The following is a 17,148-nucleotide window of genomic DNA, read 5'->3' on the forward strand; positions in this document are numbered from 1 at the left end:
TGGTGCAATCGCTGAACAACAATTAGATGACGGAGAAAACAAATTCAGATTTGTTATGGACAAATTAGGAGAAGAAAGAGAAAGAGGAGTAACTATCGACTTAGCTCACCAAAAATTCTCCACCAAAAAATACGACTACACTGTAGTAGACTGTCCTGGACACAGAGACTTCGTTAAAAACATGATCACCGGTGCTTCCCAAGCAGACGCTGGTGTATTAGTAGTTGCAGCAGACGACGGTGTAATGCCTCAAACCAAAGAACACGTGTTCTTATCAAAAACTTTAGGTATCAACCAATTAATCGTTGCTATCAACAAAATCGACTTAGTTGATTACTCAGAAGACAAATACAACGAATTAAAAGAAGAAGTTTCAAACTTAATCAAAACCGTAGGTTTCAACCCTGCTGACGTACCTTTCATCCCATTATCTGCATTTGAAGGGGACAACATTAAAGAAGCATCTCCTAACACCTCCTGGTATAAAGGTGACTCTTTAATTGACGCTTTAGACAAATTAACTCCACCTGAAAAACCTACTGACTTACCTTTAAGAATTCCTATCCAAGACGTTTACTCAATCACTGGTGTAGGAACCGTACCTGTAGGAAGAGTAGAAACTGGTGTAATGAAAAAAGGAGAAAATGTTATCTTTGAACCAGCAGGAGCTTCCGGAGAAGTTAAATCTATCGAAATGCACCACGAACAATTCGAAATCGCTGAACCTGGTGACAACATCGGATTCAACGTAAGAGGTGTAGGTAAAAACGATATCAGAAGAGGAGACGTAGCTGGTCACACTGACGCTGCTCCTACCGTAGCAAAAGAATTCGATGCACAAATTGTTGTTTTACAACACCCTGGTGTAATCACCGTTGGATACACTCCTGTATTCCACTGTCACACTTCCCAAGTAGCATGTACTTTCTTAGAATTATCTAAAAAATTAAACCCTGCTACTGGTGCTGTTGACGAAGAAAACCCTGACTTCTTAAAAACCGGTAACGCAGCTATTGTTAAAATTAAACCTACCAAACCAATGTGTCTCGAAAACGCAAAAGAAATCCCACAAATGGGTAGATTTGCTATCAGAGATATGGGTCAAACTGTTGCAGCAGGTTTATGTCTTAACATTACCCCAGCAAAATAAGTTTGTAAACAATAATTAGAAAGTATTCTTTACTTTCTATCTTTTTGTTTTTTGGAGGAGAATAAATGAATCAAGCAAGAATTAAGCTTACTGGAACTGACCCAGAAAAATTAGCATACGTATGCGATCAACTTAAAAAAATTGCTGAAAGAACTGGTGTTGACTTATCTGGTCCTATTCCATTACCTACTAAAAAATTAGTAGTACCTACAAGAAAATCTCCAGATGGAGAAGGTAAAGCTTCTTGGGAAAAATGGGAACTCAGAATTCATAAACGTTTAATCGGTATTGGAGCTGATGAACGTGCTATGAGACAAGTCATGAAAGTTAACGTTCCTGATAATGTAAGTATTGAAATTGAACTTAAAGGATAAATATTTAGAATCCTTCTAAATATTCCTTTTCTTATGCCGAGATAGTCTAGTCTGGTAAGGCGCAGGACTTGAAATCCTGTGAGGTTTTCCTCGCCTGGGTTCAAATCCCAGTCTCGGCGTTTTTTAAAAAAAGCTTTTTAATTTAGTGTCCAGTTCATCAAGGTTAGACACTATATCATTTTCATTCAAATCATCAATTTTAGGTCTTTGAATCATTATGACCGCAACATCCTTTTTGCCTGCAGCTTCAATCTTTTCAACCACTCCACCGATTTCACCGCTTTCCTTTGTAATCATTACCTTTGCATCATACTTTTCAATCAGTTCAATGTTTTCTTCAAGGCTTGCGGCACCTTTCATTGGAATGATATGGTCCGGATCCACTCCCAGTTTTTCACACTTTTCAATTGAGCTTTCAACTTTCAGGATTCTTGGATAGAACCTGTCGACTGAAACATACTTCAGGATGTCTGCCATGGTGTTTGCTCCTGCAAAATGCAGCACATTACCTTCATCAAATTCATCTTGAATCAATTTTCCTGCTTCATCAAATGAATTTACGTAATGGATGTGTGATGTATCAATATCATTGAAGTCTGTGGTGGGTCTTTCAAAGCGGATATATGGTATTTTCATCTCTTGTGCGATGCTTACGCTGGTCTGTGTGATGTGTGATGCAAACGGATGTGTTGCATCGATTAAAATATCATAGTCATTATCCTTGATTATTTGGATAATTTCATCTTTTGGAAGTGGGCGGGCTATTGTCTCATCGCTTCCGCCTTCATTGGCCAGTCTTGCACCATATTCTGTGGTGGTGGTTGTCAGAATGTATGAATCATAATTATCTTTGATGTGTCTGATTATGTTAATGGAATCCTTGGTTCCTCCAAGCAGAAATATCTTCATTTTATCACTTTATTCATCAATTTATCTGCAATGACTATAGTAAATGATACGATTATAATCATCACCCAATCAACCAAATTGATTGATGTTGTTCTAAATATAATTTGTAATTGAGGAATATATATGATTAACACCTGAAGTACAAATGAAAGGAGAATTGCAAGATACAGGTATTTGCTTGAGCTTTCGGAATTGGCCTTTCTGTTGTATGCATTGAAAAGCTGATACATTACGAATAATGTAAATGCAACTGTCATCGCCTTCTGCTCTGAATGTGAAATGTTTAATTGGTACAGGAACACTGCAATTGTTCCAATGGCCATTACAAGACCTGAAAGCAATATTTCTGTCATGGTCTTTTTGGTTAGGATATCTCCTGTTTCCGGTGGGCGTTCCATCAAATCCCTTTCCGCCCCTTCAACACCAAGTGTCTGTGCAGGAGGGCCGTCCATTACAATGTTCAACCATAAAAGCTGTACCGGATTGAATGGTAAAGGCAGATTCAATAGTGAAGTTCCGACAATTGTCAGTATTGCTCCCACATTTGTTGAAACCTGGAACTTGACGAACCTTTTGATGTTGTCATAGATTTTACGTCCTTCCCTGATCGCTTTCACTATTGTTGTAAAGTCGTTGTTCTGTAAAATCATGTCTGCAGACTCTTTTGCAACATCTGTACCGTCACCCATGGCAACACCTATTGATGCCTTTTTAAGTGCGGGTGCATCATTAACACCGTCTCCGGTCATTGCAACGACATTGTCTGATTCTTTAAGTGCCTCCACAATTCTCATTTTTTGTGTAGGCTTTACCCTTGCATAAACCTGGATGTCATCTGCAATTTTCAGGTATTCCTCTTTTGTGAGCTTGCTCAGTTCTTCTCCGGTAATTGTTTTTCCTGTTGTGAGTATTCCCAATTCTTTTGCAATTGCCTGGGCTGTTTTTTCATAGTCTCCGGTAATCATTTTTACTTTGATTCCTGCCTTTAAACAGTCACTTACGGCTTCCTTTGCACCTTCTTTTGGAGGATCCATCAGTCCCATCAATCCTGTGAAAATAAGGTTTTCCTCAGGGTCATGTTCGTCCTCTGTCTTGTATGCAAAACCGATTACCCTCAATGCCCTGTCACTCATTTCGTCAATTTTTTTAATTATCATTTCCTTGGTTTCAGCATCAAGAATTTCAATACTTCCATCATTATCTACATGTTTACATTTGTCTAGAATTATTTCAGGAGCGCCTTTTGTTAAAATGATATTACTTTCCTTGTTTAGGATATGTATGGTAGTCATCATTTTACGATTACTGTCAAGTGGAATTTCATCGATTCTTTCAAGGTCAATTTTTGAGCTGTTTGAGAATTTTAAAATCGCACCGTCAGTCTGGTCACCAATAACCTCTCCGTTTCTGATGACTGCATTGTTACAGAGTTTTCCAATCTCCAATGTTTTTGACTCGTTTGTGAAGAAACTTTCAACCACGGTCATCCTGTTTTCGGTCAGTGTACCTGTCTTGTCACTGCATATGATTGTACAGGAACCTAAGGTTTCAACGGACAGCAATTTTCTAACCAGTGCATCGGATTTTGCCATCTGGGACATTCCAAGTGCCAGTGTCAATGTTAAAACTGCAGGCAAGCCTTCAGGTATTGCAGCAACGGCCAGTGAAACTGCGGTCATAAATGTTTCAACCAGTGGAATTCCTTTAAACAGTTCCAGTATGAAAATGGCAATACAAACGACGATTGCAATTAATGACAGTGTCTTTCCGAGATTGCCTACCTTGGTTTTAAGAGGGGTATCCTCGTCATCTTCCTGGACAATCTGGGCAATTTTACCGATTTCTGTCTGCATTCCAATGCTTTTGACAATTCCAACTCCGTTACCGGAAATGACATTTGAGTCCATATATACTTCATCATCTGCTTCTTTTCTGATTGCCTCTGACTCTCCGGTGAGGGATGATTCATCACAGCTCAGGTCATTTACTTCAATCAGTGTCAAGTCGGCAGGGACCTTGCTTCCTTCCTCTAAAATTACAATGTCGTCAACGGTTAACTCTTCAGAATTAATCTCCTGGATTTCGCCATCCCTTTTTACAACGGCAGTCTTTACTATTAGATTTTTAAGGCTTTCCATTGCTTTTCTTGATCGGTATTCCTGAATGAATCCCATTATGACATTTAATAATACTGCCAGAACGATTACACAGGCATCAATTACGTCCCCGAGGGCATATGCCGCAACGGCAGCAACCAAGAGAAGTCCTATCAGGATGTCGACAAATTGGGATAGAAACAGTATGACTAATGGTGTTGGCTTTTTTTCATCAAGCTTGTTCGGGCCGTACTTTTCCTGTCTTTTTGTAACTTCCGTTGCTGTTAATCCATTAGAATTATCCATTTTATCACTTTAGAATATAGAAACTTGCTCTATTGTAATTTTTTAATTTCATATTGGCTTTTGGAGTGTTCAAATCCTCATTTGTCAACGGTTTAATAATCAGTTGGGAATCAATTTTTCTTGCAAGGTCAACCAGATGGGGCTGAAGCTCGCTTGGAGGTCTTATTGAATAGATGATGTCGACGTCCTCATACAGTTCCAGATTCGGATTTGTGATGTCATCCTTGATTACAGTCGAGTCTTTTGGGATAATGTCCGTTTTGATTATAGTGATATTTTCTCTATTGGATAGTGTTTCAGCGATCTTATCGAATTTTCCCACACCAATTTCCGCAATCTTGACGGTATCGTCTCCAACTTCATTTAAGATGTACTCAGCAAAATCGTCCCACATTTTATCATCAAATTAATATTCGTATTAAAGTTAATTAAATTATATATTACAAATTTTTCAATATATATTTTTAGATAGAGTTAAATATCTTGTTTTTAATAATGTATGATAGTATGATTATTCGAAAGTTCACTCCCAACGATTTAAAAAGAGTTCATGAAATAGAAAGCATGTCCTTTAACCAGTCCTATGGAATCGATGTATTTCTGGGTTTGTATGATATGGGTGTGGGCTTTCTTGTGGCTGAAGAGGATGGCTATGTAATAGGGTATGTCATTTTCTGGATAAAATATGAAAATCAGGGCCACATCATCTCAATTGCCGTTGATAAAAACTACCGTCGCCATAAGGCAGGAACAGAACTTTTAATTAAGGCAATCGGCATTCTCTCAATGCTAAAAATAGATGCAATATATCTGGAAGTCAATGAAAACAACACTGAAGCGATCGAATTTTACAAGACATTCAACTTCAAGGTGGACAGGGTTGTTCCGGGATATTATGAGGATGGTGATGCGGCTATAATTATGTATCTGCCGTTAAGGAGAAGTAATGTTTCCTGAAAGCATCTGACGGTATTGGGTTAATGCATCAGCCGGAATGTTTCCTGTTAGGTACATTATCGCAATCAGTGTAACATAGAATATGAAAATGGCCAGTTGGATATGTCCATGTTTTCTTGCAACGGGATCCTTGCGTGTTGACAGGTATATTGCAATAAGCAGACCAAGAATGCCTCCAAGGATTGAGAAGATATAACCGAATACTATGAGCCATTTGCTTGTTGAGGACTGTCTGTAGTTATCAGCGTTGTTTGAAATCTCTTTTTTGATAACGATAGGATTCATATTGCTGTTTGGGTCGCCCTTGAACTGTTGTTTAAAAATTAGGGGTGTTCCGCATTTCACACAGTAGTCTGCCTCTTGAGGATTGTGAAATCCGCATAGTGGACAGGTGTCCTCGTTAGTTTCGATTTTTTGAAACTCGTATCCGCATTTTATACAAAAACCATACATGTCGTCTGTTGTACTACCACATTGTGGGCATCTTCTCATCATAATATCACTTTGTTAATTAGTTAAATTGTGATTATTAATAAATGTTTGTTTTGGAATTGACATTAGTTATAATATAATTCACTGAATACTCCATTTGTCAAAAAGTAGATTAAATGATATGCTTTCTTTTTTGTTTTCGATAATTATATTAGATAATCAAACATATGATTATATAATGATTGAAAAAATTGAGATTACCCAGAGGTTCAATTTTAAAAGGCTGAATCGTCATTATGAATGCTTTACAATAGATTTGGTCAACAAAAATGCTTATTATAAAATCTCCGAGAGGGGCAGCGGTGATAAATTCGTCAGTGAAAATCCCCTTTGCGATGACACTTGGGTTTCAATACTTGTCGACTTGAGGCGCAATATGACCAGTGAAATTCATAGGTTTTCCGATTCGCAGGCAGATAAATTTTTGCATGACTTCAATGAACTGAAACTGTTCGAGGATTTTCAATCCGAGGAGTTCTCCTATTTTGAAAAGATTGAATTGGTCTACTCATGCAATGTAATAATCTATTCAACCGACAACTATGAGGAATACAGTTTCAAGAACAATTATCCTGCCGATTGGATTCAATTCGGTGATATTTTAAAGGAGTTATTCAATTTTGATGTCCTTCACCTCAACTATCAAAGGCAGCTGGCGACACCTCTGTACTATGACATTAGAAAGGATGGTATTTATCATGATGGTAAATTGGATTTGAGGAGTATCGAGTTTGGCCATTACAGGACATATCCCTATGAACTTCCGAACCCTCGCCTGATTGTCAATTTTGATAAAAACACTATTGATGGATATATTGATAAGGAAATGACTCCGGAAAATAAGGAACTGATTTTGGGGCTTCTGGAAAAATACCATGTTTACATGTGGATTTTCGATGAATATCATAAAAAATCTAATGCCCGTGACCCTGATGATTTGGAGGGTTATGACTGGTATCTGGAAATGGTTTTTGAAAATGATGTAATCTGGCATATCTTCGGCTATAATGACTATCCAGACACTTATGTTCATCTGGCACGTGAAGTGTTGGACATTTCCGGTATGGACCTGCTTGAGATAAACACTATCGCTGAAGGAGATCTGGAACTGTTTGATAAGTTCGGTTCTGAGAAATTAACCGGTTAATATGCAACCATCTCAACATACTCGTCAAGAAGTGCAAAGAGTTCCTCTTTGGAATTCATTTTAAAGAGTTTTGGCTTTATTTCCACACTGCGGTACTGTCCCTTAAGGTAGTATGCGGCATGTGTCCTCATCTTGTGGACTGCAACCTTTTCAGGTCTGATTTCACTGAGATACTCTGTATGCTTTTTAAGCATTTCAATTTTTTCAACCAGTGACACCTTTTCGGGCTCGGTTCCATTGTCCAAATATTCGATGCACTGTTTAATCAGCCACGGATTTCCAAGCACGCCCCGACCGATCATTATTGCATCACAACCTGTTTCATCCAGCATCCTTTTAGCGTCATAGCATGTGAATATGTCTCCGTTGCCGATTACCGGTATTGACACGTTGTCCTTTATCTCTTTAATGATTGACCACTTTGCCTTGACGCCGTATCTGTCCTCACGTGTACGCGGATGGATGGTTATTGCTGAAGCTCCGCAGTCCTCAATGATTTTTGCGATTTCCAGTGCATTTATGCAACGGTTGTCCCATCCGCTTCTGATCTTGACGGTCACTGGCAAATCAACGGTATCCACAACCGCACTGACGATGTCTGAAACCTTTTGCGGATCCTTTAAAAGTGCACTTCCTGCCTTTGCCTTTACTGCAACCTTTGTCACGGGACATCCCATATTGATGTCGATGATGTCAGGCTTCATGTTCTCTTCAATGTATGCTGAAGCTATCTTGAACGATTCGACGCCCGCTCCAAAAATCTGTTGGGAAATTGGCCTTTCATACTCTGTCATGTAAAGCATTTCCTTTGTTTTCCAGTTGTCATACATCAATGCCTTGTCTGACACCATTTCAGTAGACAACAGTCCGCATCCCATTTCCTTGGCAATTCTTCTGAATGCGGAATCTGTAATTCCTGCCATAGGTGCAAGGACCACCTGATTGTCTATCTTCACATTTCCAATTTTCCATTTCATGTCGGTCACATTAAATTATGCTGAATTTCATTGTTTTTTCATTAATTATTTATATTTGTAATTATATAATTATATCTATTATATTAATTTAATTTTATGGGATAACATGGCTAGCGTATCATCAAAAGAATTATATGAATTTAAAAAGACAATAAAAGAATTATCAAATAAAAGAGGCAGAGGTACCGAGCTTGTTTCCGTTTACATTCCACCATCAAAGCAACTGAGTGATGTTGGTAAGCACATGAGAGATGAAATGGGTCAGAGTGCTAACATCAAGAGTAAACAAACAAGGAAAAATGTACAGTCTGCAATTGCGGTTATTTTGGAAAGTATCAAGTTATACAGACAACCTCCTGAAAACGGTTTGGTATTGTTTGTGGGTATGATTCCTAAAGGAGGTCCGGGTACAGAAAAGATGGAAAAATATGTTCTCGAACCACCTGAACCTGTCCAGACCTATTGGTATAAGTGTAACAATGAGTTCTTCCTCGAGCCATTGGAGTACATGATTGAGGAGCATGACGTTTACGGTGTTGCCGTTATCGACAGAAACGAAGCTACCTACGGTACTTTAAAAGGTAAAAAGGAAACAATTCTTGGACATTTAACCAGTGGTGTTCCGGGTAAGCATAAGGCAGGGGGTCAATCCCAAAGAAGGTTTGACCGTGTTATTGAGGATCTTGCTCACCAATTCCTTAAACGTATCGGGGAACATATGAATGAGGCATATCTTCCTCTCAAGGACGATTTGAAAGGTATCATTCTCGGTGGACCTGGTTTTACCAAAAAAGATTTCTATGATGGGGATTACCTTCAGTATGAACTCAAAGACAAGGTCATATCCATTGTTGACACATCATACACCGGTGAGGAAGGTATTCGTGAGGTAATTACAAAATCCGCTGATGATTTGGAAAACCTTGACGTAATGCATGAGAAGAAACTCGTTCAAAGGTTCATCAAGGAACTTATCAAGGAGAAAGGCCTTGCTTCCTATGGTGAGGATGAGGTCAGAAGAAACCTCATTATGGGTGCGGTTGATGTGTTGCTTTTATCCGAAGACCTCTCAAGCATGCGTAAGAAATTCGTTTGCCAGGGATGCGGTCATGAGGAAAACATCACTGTCAAGTCCCAGGCTGAAGCCGACAACCTTCACAAAAAATGCCCTAACTGTGGTGAAAATTTAAAAGAACAGGAATCCATTGATTTGGATGATGAGTTTGTTGAACTTGCTGAAGAGATGAATACTGATGTTGAGTTCATTTCTACTGAAACTGAAGAGGGTATGCAAATATTCAGAGCTTTCGGTGGAATAGCTGCAGTCTTAAGGTATTATGTTGATTACTGATTGTAACACTTTGGAGACTTGTCCAAATGTGTTATGATATCACTTTTTCTTTTTTCTTTTTTTGTATAAAATTTGTTTAATCCTTCTTCCTGTCTGATCTGGTTGATTAATTGGAAAAAAATTTGTTTTGGCACAGTCTTTTCTTTATTCAATTCCACATAGAGTGAGTGCATGTTCCTATTTTTTGCAAGGTAGTTCTCCTTTAGGTTTTGATATTGACTTTTGGAAATCATAATTTTTTACCATTTTGTTTATATAAATTAAAAATTTGATGTATTTTTAATATTAATATGTTAATTATGGTATATAAAAGAATAGGCCTTTTTATTTTTGATATAATTTTGTTTAAAGTATTTTGTCATTATACATTTTTTGTTCGGATTTTTCAGAGGGTCAAGTATTTTTTTCGAACATTTTGATTTTTCAACCTTCGGAAACATTTTGGTGGAAATGGTTTTCCGACATTTGTTTATGATTTGTGAATTTTTATTGTTAATTGTAGAAAATTTTTAAAAAACACTTAAAAATATAATAGGGTTTTCTTAATTTTTGTATAATGTGTATAATATTTTTCTTAATTTTTATGAATAATATTAATTAATTTTAACTAAAAATTGAATAATATTTAAATATGATAAGATGCAAATAATTAACTATATTGTTAAAACTTTAATGATATAATTAAAAATTTTAATTCAAATTTCGATTTGGAGGAATAATTTTGTCATACGTAGATGAAGTAATTGAAACTATAATAGCACAAAACCCTTCAGAACCAGAATTTCACCAAGCAGTACGTGAAGTTTTAGAATCCTTAAGGGTTGTAATTGAAGAAAACGAAGAAGAATACAGAAAAAACGCTCTTCTTGAAAGATTAACTAACCCAGAAAGACAATTCAAATTCCGTGTTCCATGGGTAGACGACAACGGTCAAGTACAAGTAAACACCGGTTACAGAGTACAATTCAACTCAGCAATCGGACCATACAAAGGAGGATTACGTTTCCACCCTTCAGTAAATGTCGGAATTATCAAGTTCTTAGGTTTCGAACAAATCTTCAAAAACTCCTTAACCGGACTTCCAATTGGTGGAGGTAAAGGTGGATCAGACTTCGATCCAAAAGGAAAATCAGACAGAGAAATCATGGCATTCTGTCAAAGTTTCATGACCGAATTATGCAAATACATCGGAGCAGACACTGACGTACCTGCAGGGGACATCGGTGTAGGTGGCCGAGAAATCGGTTTCTTATTCGGACAATACAAAAGAATTAGAGGATTATACGAAGGAGTATTGACTGGTAAAGGATTAACCTTCGGAGGATCCCTTGCAAGAACCGAAGCAACCGGTTACGGTTTATTATACTTCACAAACGCAATGTTAAAAGCTAATGATATTGATATTGCAGGAAAAACCATCCTTGTTTCCGGTGCAGGTAACGTAGCAATCTACGCTATCGAAAAAGCACAACAATTAGGTGGTAAACCTGTAACCTGTTCCGATTCCACCGGTTGGATTTACGACCCAGAAGGAATCGATGTAGCATTACTCAAAGAAGTAAAAGAAGTAAAACGTGAAAGATTAACTGCTTATGCTGAAGCAAGACCATCCGCTGAATACCACGAAGGTAAAGGTGTATGGACTGTAAAAGCTGACATCGCTCTACCATGTGCAACCCAAAACGAGTTACAATTAGAAGATGCTAAAAACTTAGTTGCTAACGGTATTGTAGCAGTTGCAGAAGGAGCAAACATGCCAACCACAATCGAAGCTACCGAATACTTACAAGAAAACGGTGTATTATTCGCACCAGGTAAAGCTTCCAACGCTGGTGGAGTAGCAACTTCCGCACTTGAAATGTCACAAAACTCACAAAGATTATCCTGGACATTCGAAGAAGTAGATTCCAGATTACAAGGAATTATGGAAAACATCTTCGCAAATGTTGCTGAAGCTGCTGCTGAATATGACATGGACAAAAACTATGTTGCAGGAGCTAACATCGCAGGATTCAAGAAAGTAGTTGACGCAATGAACGCACAAGGAATCGTATAGATTTCCTTGTTTCTTTTAGTTTTAACGGCTAATAATTAGTTATATAATTATTAGCAAATTCTTATTTTTTTCAGATACTTGCTATAATTAAAGAATTTTTTATTTAATTTTAAAAAGAAAAAGTGTAAATTAACATCAACCTGACGGTCAATGTTATTTTTTAAATCTATTGAAGTTCTAATGAGTATCTTCCGCTTGACAGTGAAGCTATTACTCCACCATCAACCAATAAGTCAATTCCGGTAATGAATGATGAATCATCATTTAATAGGAATTCTGCGGCTCTTGCAATTTCTTCTGATGTTCCCACTCTTTTTGCAGGGGAAGAATTGATCATTTCCTGATATGCATCTCCTGCTGATGCAAATTCATCATAAGCAAGTGGAGTGACAATTATTCCAGGTGAGATGGAGTTTATCCTGGCGCCTCTGTCTGCCCATGTTGTTGCGGCTGCGGTTCTGACTTTCAGATGGTTTGCTCTTTTTGCAACCACATATGCAACACCTGAGTTGACCATTGCATCATTTTTAATGAAATCCAAATCTTTTAACTCATCAGTTGATGCTAATGCGATTTGATTTTCTATTTCTGCCGGAATGTCCATCATGTATCCGGTTTGGCTTGATATGATGAGTCCCGCACCACCTTTGGCCATGTATTTTCCGAATATGTCTATTGCAACTGATGTTGCAACAAGATCAAGGTTTATGATATGTTCTGGGCTTGCCTGGTTTGGTGATGCGCCTGCAGTGTGTATGTAATATTTTATGTCTCCAAGTTCACTGGCTTTTTTAGCAAAAGCTTCAATGGATTCCGCATTGTATTTTGTCAATAACGTTGGTGGAAGTTCCAATCTGTCAAATTTGGGATCTTTCATAGTTCCTACTGCAATAGGAGTTTTTGTAATATGGGCGATTATATGGTTCATATCTCACAGGGACTTAAACGAGGGAATCGGTAAAATTTCAAGGATTCTAATACCTGCATTATTTGTTCTCATGGCAGGAATTGTAATCTATGCATTTACTCTGCCTGGAGCCGGCGTCGGCATTCAAGCATTGCTGCAACCGGACTGGACCAAATTAACCGACATCAATATTTGGCTTGCGGCATTTTCCCAGATTCTTTTCTCATTGAGTATGGGTCAGGCAATTGCGTTAACTTATGCCAGTTACCTGCCTGAAGACTCAAAGATAATCGACAATGTGCTGCTGGTTGTTTTTGCAAATTCGGCATTTGAGGTTTTCACTGCATTTGGAATATTTTCAATTTTGGGGTTCATGTCATCTACAACAGGAATTCCAATGGTTCAGCTGGTTAGTGAGGGTACCGGACTGATATTTATTGTTTTCCCAACAATTTTCAATGTAATGGGTTCGATAGGGCATGTCTTGGCACCCTTGCTGTTTTTGGCAATATTGTTTGCAGGAATCACATCTGCCGTTGGAATAATAGAACCTATGGTAAGTTCAACAGAAGAAAAATTGAATTGGTCACGTAAGAAAACCGTAACATTTCTTTCAGTAATAGGCTGTGCACTTTCATTAATTTTTACAACAGGAATCAGCAGTTATCTTCTTGATGTTGTTGACACTTTTGTGAATGAGTTTGGAATAATGTTATTAATTGTGATTCAATGTATCATCTTCACATGGTTATATGATGTTGATTTGTTGATAGCTAAACTCAATGAAAACAGCCGATTCAAAATAGGTAGAACCTGGAAACTCATAGTTAAATATGTCCTGCCTTGCTTTTTAATGATGATATGGTTGATTGGAATATATAATCTATTTATTGAGATAAATACTTTTGAAATGATGGTATATATTATTATAATGGTTGTAATTCTTCTGTTTAGTGGAATTCTAACTAAGATTAAAGGATGATTTTCATTGGGGGTTTCATCATTCTATTTTTTTTTAAATGATTCACTTGTACTTTTCTATACTAATCTGATAATTTTTTCTATAATAATAGTAAACGTTCAAATTAGTCTACATATTTCCATGTTTTTCAAAACATTTATATATTCTATTGTCAATATTTAGTAGTAGGAAGGAAACTTCCTTCCGACTAAATATTTTATTGAAATAATTTAGTCAAAATGGTTTTCCATTTTTCCAATTTTTCAGTAAAATGGAAAAAATACTCAAAGGGATGTGAAAAAATGTCCACAAAAGACAAAAAATTAGACCAAATTATAAAAACAATCGATGAAAATGATATAAAATTTTTAAAACTACAATTTTCAGACCTACATGGACTACCGAAAAGCATGGCAGTACCACTCAAAAAAGCAGACGACGTTGAAGACATAGTAAATGACGGATTATTATTTGACGGATCATCCGTTGCAGGACTTGCTTCAATTAACGACAGTGACTTACTGGCAAAACCAGATATTGACACCTTTTCAACAATACCATGGAGACCTGAAGTAAAAGGTACTAGTAGATTTATTTGTGACATTTTCACAACAGAAGGAAAACCATATGATGGAGACCCAAGGGGAATACTTAAAAAATCATTAAAATTAGCAGAAAAAAGAGGATACCAGTTCAACATGGGTCCTGAACCAGAATTTTTTATTATAACAAAAGATGAAAACGGCAATTACGTGCCTGCGGATGAGGCTGAATACTTCGATGTTGAACCATTAGACAAAGGTACCGATATCAGAAGGGAAATCGTATTAGGTTTAGAGAAACTTGACTTCGATGTGGAAGTAAGCCACCACGAAGTGGCTGCAGGTCAGCATGAAGTGGACTTCAAGTATGCAGATGCATTAAAAACAGCAGATGCAGTAATTACATTTAAAGAAGCAGTAAAAGCTGTAGTCAACAACCTCGGTTTCAAAGCAACATTCATGCCAAAACCTTTCCTTGGAATCAACGGAAGTGGTATGCACTGTAACCAAAGTCTATTTAAAGATGGGGAAAACATATTCTACGACCCAGACACTGAGACTCAAATTTCACAGGAAGCATTATACTTCATTGGAGGATTATTAAAACATGCTCCTGCATTATCATCAATCTTGTCTCCAACAGTAAACTCATACAAACGTCTCGTGCCAGGTTATGAAGCACCATGCTACATTGCTTACGGATTTAAAAACAGGTCAACATTACTAAGAATTCCTGCATCCCGTGGATTAGGAACAAGAATCGAATGCAGATCCGCTGACCCATCATGTAATCCATACCTTGCATTTGCAGTGCTTCTTGAAGCAGGATTGGACGGTATGGACAATAAAATAGATCCTGGTGAACCTACTGAAGAGAACCTCTTTGCATTTTCTGAAGATGAAATTGCAGAAAAAGGAATAAACAGTTTACCGACAAGTCTCTGGGAAGCATACCATGCATTAGAGAAAGATGAAGTAGTTAAAGATGCTTTAGGAGAAAAAGTATTCAATCAATTCTACAATATCAAAAGAGCGGAATGGGATGCTTACAGAATACAGGTATTCGACTATGAAAGAGATGAGTACCTGAATGTTTAGATTATTTCTTTGAGTATATTGGCGGTCAATCATTTATTTGACCGTCAATTAATTTAAACTTTCAGAGATTGATGAAACTTATTTGAAATTATAAATTATATTTTTAAAAGGCATATGATGTAATTTATTAGGCATATAGTATAACTTTTCAAGATTTTTATTTATTAAATGGCATATGGTACAATTTTAATCATTATTAAAGGCATATGATGATATTCCCAATTTTGGAGGTGTAGAAAAAATGTGTGGAATAGCAGGTGTAATATACAAGGACAAAAAAACTCACCCGATAGGCGAATCATTAACCTCAATGCTTGAATCATTACAACACAGGGGTCCGGATTCAGCAGGTTATGCATTATATGGGAGTTTAGATTTCCCTGATAACTATTATCAGTTAAACATTCAAGTTGAAAGGAAAAGAGGCACATTAGAAAATTTAAAATCATTGTTAAATCAGATTACACAGGTATTTGAAGAGCAACTAGTTGAGTCTGTAGGGGATTCAGATGTATATAAGTGTAAAATTGCATTGGATGAGTATTCCCTTTTAAAACCATGCATAGAGGAGATTGATGAGCTGGATAATGTAAGGGTCATCAACGGTTCCCATTCTTTTGAAATGATAAAGGATGTTGGAAAAGTAAAAGACATCGCCCAACGTTTTGATGTTTCAAGCAGGATGGGAACACATGGAATCGGACATACACGTTTTGCAACCGAAAGCGGAGTGGATCGCTACCATGCACACCCTTATCAAAGCTATATTATTCCGGATATCACTGTTGTCCATAACGGTCAAATCACCAACTACTGGAAAATCAGGGATCCACTAGAGCGCAAAGGCCATACTTTTGAATCATTCAACGATACAGAGTGCATCGTTCATTATATGGCAGACAAACTTAATGAAGGATATAAACTGGAAGAGGCACTGGAGCAGGCAGTGATCGATTTGGATGGACCGTTTTCAATATTGGTGGGAACACCTAACGGTATAGGCATTGCAAAGGACAAGCTTGGTTTAAGGCCAGGGGTAATGGTGGAAACTGAAGATATTTTTGCAGTTGCTTCAGAGGAAATGGCATTGCATGATGTTACAGATTCAGATGAGATTGAACAAATTGCTCCTGGCGAAACAAGGGCTTACACAATATAGGGGGATTGTTCATGGATGAATATGTTATTGATGCTAAAGAAATGGATGTAAAGGAGTTAAACCGTACCATAAAACAACATGCAATCTCTAATGATAAACTCATTATTGACAATCCAGAATCAGAGCATAATATCTGTGCAGGTTTAAGCGAAGATGTTGATATTGAAATTAACGGTTCTGCAGGCTATTTTGTTGGAACAATGGTTAATGGTCCAAGAATACACATCACAGGTAATGCAGGCTGGTTTGCCGGAGACAACATGACTGAGGGTGAACTGATCATTGAAGGTACCGCAGGTGACGGTGCAGGACAGGGCATCTATGGCGGAACCGTAATTGTTAAAGGAAACACCGGTTCAAGAACTGGGGGAATCATGAAAGGCGGAACCGTGATAATCGGTGGTAACAGTGGTTATATGACCGGGCTGCTCATGATGGGCGGTAGACTAATAATCCTGGGCGATGTAACCGATGATGTTGGTGAATCAATCATGAGAGGAACAATATTTGTTCTTGGAGACGTTAAAAGCTTAGGAAAAAATGCGGTTATGCAAGAAACCACTCCCGAAGATTTGAATGAGTTAAAAGAAATTTTAACCGAATATGGTTTTGACCTAACCGATGAGAATTATACAAGTTTCAAAAAAATCGTTAATATGCAATAGG

At 37.4% G+C, this 17,148-nt stretch carries 17 protein-coding genes and 1 tRNA gene; 11 read left to right on the forward strand and 7 right to left on the reverse strand.

The genetic code is table 11. The features are described from left to right. The 3 genes from tuf to QZV03_RS06870 form a co-directional block, all read left to right on the forward strand. The coding region (gene tuf / locus QZV03_RS06860) for a translation elongation factor EF-1 subunit alpha (protein ID WP_296875223.1) at positions 1 to 1,150 on the forward strand (1,150 nt) is incomplete at its 5' end. Positions 1,151 to 1,215: 65 nt separating this feature from the next. Beyond that, entirely contained in the window at positions 1,216 to 1,524 is a 309-nt protein-coding gene (gene rpsJ, locus QZV03_RS06865) for a 30S ribosomal protein S10 (protein ID WP_042691424.1), read from the forward strand. Between the two features lie 35 nt (positions 1,525 to 1,559). Beyond that, a tRNA-Ser gene (locus tag QZV03_RS06870) sits at positions 1,560 to 1,643 on the forward strand. A gap of 4 nt (positions 1,644 to 1,647) precedes the next feature. Here QZV03_RS06870 and cobK read toward each other — a convergent pair. From cobK to QZV03_RS06885, 3 genes are read right to left on the reverse strand one after another with little or no spacing between them, the layout of a single operon-like run. Next, positions 1,648 to 2,433, reverse strand: a complete 786-nt coding sequence (cobK, locus tag QZV03_RS06875; RefSeq protein WP_296875224.1) for a precorrin-6A reductase — start codon at positions 2,431 to 2,433, stop codon at positions 1,648 to 1,650. Further along, positions 2,430 to 4,835 (reverse strand): calcium-translocating P-type ATPase, PMCA-type, encoded by a 2,406-nt coding sequence (locus tag QZV03_RS06880; protein ID WP_296875226.1) that lies wholly within the window; start codon positions 4,833 to 4,835, stop codon positions 2,430 to 2,432. Before QZV03_RS06880 ends, cobK begins: the two co-directional genes overlap by 4 nt. A 4-nt stretch (positions 4,836 to 4,839) precedes the next feature. Then, a complete protein-coding gene (locus QZV03_RS06885; RefSeq protein WP_296875228.1) occupies positions 4,840 to 5,229 on the reverse strand; it encodes a UPF0146 family protein in 390 nt (129 codons plus the stop codon). Positions 5,230 to 5,342: 113 nt separating this feature from the next. On the opposite strand from QZV03_RS06885, the gene QZV03_RS06890 reads away from it, so the two are divergent. Continuing rightward, positions 5,343 to 5,792, forward strand: a complete 450-nt coding sequence (locus QZV03_RS06890; RefSeq protein WP_296875230.1) for a GNAT family N-acetyltransferase — start codon at positions 5,343 to 5,345, stop codon at positions 5,790 to 5,792. On the opposite strand, the gene QZV03_RS06895 is transcribed toward QZV03_RS06890, so the two are convergent. Further along, positions 5,769 to 6,287, reverse strand: a complete 519-nt coding sequence (locus QZV03_RS06895) for a zinc ribbon domain-containing protein (protein ID WP_296875231.1) — start codon at positions 6,285 to 6,287, stop codon at positions 5,769 to 5,771. The genes QZV03_RS06890 and QZV03_RS06895 overlap by 24 nt on opposite strands. 175 nt (positions 6,288 to 6,462) lie before the next feature. On the opposite strand from QZV03_RS06895, the gene QZV03_RS06900 reads away from it, so the two are divergent. Then, entirely contained in the window at positions 6,463 to 7,431 is a 969-nt protein-coding gene (locus QZV03_RS06900; protein WP_296875233.1) for a hypothetical protein, read from the forward strand. On the opposite strand, the gene dusB is transcribed toward QZV03_RS06900, so the two are convergent. After that, the gene (dusB, locus tag QZV03_RS06905) at positions 7,428 to 8,408 is read right to left on the reverse strand and encodes a tRNA dihydrouridine synthase DusB (RefSeq protein WP_296875235.1); all 981 of its coding nucleotides are present in this window, start codon (positions 8,406 to 8,408) and stop codon (positions 7,428 to 7,430) included. The genes QZV03_RS06900 and dusB overlap by 4 nt on opposite strands. 106 nt (positions 8,409 to 8,514) lie before the next feature. On the opposite strand from dusB, the gene prf1 reads away from it, so the two are divergent. Next, entirely contained in the window at positions 8,515 to 9,759 is a 1,245-nt protein-coding gene (prf1, locus tag QZV03_RS06910) for a peptide chain release factor aRF-1 (protein WP_296875237.1), read from the forward strand. On the opposite strand, the gene QZV03_RS06915 is transcribed toward prf1, so the two are convergent. Further along, positions 9,753 to 9,992: a hypothetical protein gene (locus tag QZV03_RS06915; RefSeq protein ID WP_296875238.1), complete on the reverse strand. Its 240-nt coding sequence runs from the start codon at positions 9,990 to 9,992 to the stop codon at positions 9,753 to 9,755. The two genes, prf1 and QZV03_RS06915, sit on opposite strands and share 7 nt — an antisense overlap. Positions 9,993 to 10,480: 488 nt before the next feature. Here QZV03_RS06915 and gdhA point away from each other — a divergent pair, with 488 nt between their 5' ends. Beyond that, entirely contained in the window at positions 10,481 to 11,815 is a 1,335-nt protein-coding gene (gene gdhA, locus QZV03_RS06920) for an NADP-specific glutamate dehydrogenase (RefSeq protein WP_296875240.1), read from the forward strand. Between the two features lie 166 nt (positions 11,816 to 11,981). Here gdhA and QZV03_RS06925 read toward each other — a convergent pair whose 3' ends face one another. Then, entirely contained in the window at positions 11,982 to 12,692 is a 711-nt protein-coding gene (locus QZV03_RS06925) for an SDR family oxidoreductase (protein WP_296875242.1), read from the reverse strand. On the opposite strand from QZV03_RS06925, the gene QZV03_RS06930 reads away from it, so the two are divergent. From QZV03_RS06930 to QZV03_RS06945, 4 genes are all read left to right on the forward strand, one after another. Further along, positions 12,622 to 13,704, forward strand: coding sequence for a sodium-dependent transporter (locus tag QZV03_RS06930; protein WP_296875244.1), 1,083 nt, complete (start codon positions 12,622 to 12,624; stop codon positions 13,702 to 13,704). The two genes, QZV03_RS06925 and QZV03_RS06930, sit on opposite strands and share 71 nt — an antisense overlap. A 281-nt stretch (positions 13,705 to 13,985) precedes the next feature. Continuing rightward, the gene (glnA, locus tag QZV03_RS06935) at positions 13,986 to 15,323 is read left to right on the forward strand and encodes a type I glutamate--ammonia ligase (protein WP_296875246.1); all 1,338 of its coding nucleotides are present in this window, start codon (positions 13,986 to 13,988) and stop codon (positions 15,321 to 15,323) included. Between the two features lie 241 nt (positions 15,324 to 15,564). Then, positions 15,565 to 16,482: a glutamine amidotransferase gene (locus QZV03_RS06940; RefSeq protein ID WP_296875248.1), complete on the forward strand. Its 918-nt coding sequence runs from the start codon at positions 15,565 to 15,567 to the stop codon at positions 16,480 to 16,482. Positions 16,483 to 16,493: 11 nt separating this feature from the next. Next, positions 16,494 to 17,147, forward strand: coding sequence for a tributyrin esterase (locus QZV03_RS06945; protein WP_296875249.1), 654 nt, complete (start codon positions 16,494 to 16,496; stop codon positions 17,145 to 17,147). Position 17,148 lies beyond the last annotated feature (1 nt).

The sequence above is a fragment of the uncultured Methanobrevibacter sp. genome (assembly GCF_902788255.1).
Taxonomy (GTDB): Archaea; Methanobacteriota; Methanobacteria; order Methanobacteriales; family Methanobacteriaceae; genus Methanocatella.